This window comes from Escherichia sp. MOD1-EC5950 (assembly GCF_002965345.1).
Classification (GTDB): Bacteria; Pseudomonadota; Gammaproteobacteria; order Enterobacterales; family Enterobacteriaceae; genus Escherichia; species Escherichia marmotae.
This window is the reverse complement of the sequence record NZ_PTSR01000166.1, coordinates 1-323: the sequence shown is the minus strand read 5'-3', so window position 1 is coordinate 323 and position 323 is coordinate 1. Positions and strand designations below refer to the sequence as shown.

Annotated in this window: 3 tRNA genes; all 3 read left to right on the top strand. The window is 56.3% G+C overall.

Annotated elements, in window-relative coordinates:
- Nucleotide 1: 1 nt before the first annotated feature.
- A tRNA-Leu gene (locus tag BEA93_RS24850) sits at nucleotides 2-88 on the top strand.
- A 28-nt stretch (nucleotides 89-116) separates the two neighbouring features.
- Nucleotides 117-203, top strand: a tRNA-Leu gene (locus BEA93_RS24845).
- 32 nt (nucleotides 204-235) lie between these two features.
- A tRNA-Leu gene (locus BEA93_RS24840) sits at nucleotides 236-322 on the top strand.
- Nucleotide 323 lies beyond the last annotated feature (1 nt).

The window sequence follows — 323 nt, the reverse complement described above, 5'->3', positions numbered from 1 at the left end:
TGCGAAGGTGGCGGAATTGGTAGACGCGCTAGCTTCAGGTGTTAGTGTCCTTACGGACGTGGGGGTTCAAGTCCCCCCCCTCGCACCAAAAACCACGTTGATATTGCTCGCACTGTGCGAAGGTGGCGGAATTGGTAGACGCGCTAGCTTCAGGTGTTAGTGTTCTTACGGACGTGGGGGTTCAAGTCCCCCCCCTCGCACCAACGAGGCGATATCAAAAAAGTAAGATGACTGTGCGAAGGTGGCGGAATTGGTAGACGCGCTAGCTTCAGGTGTTAGTGTCCTTACGGACGTGGGGGTTCAAGTCCCCCCCCTCGCACCAA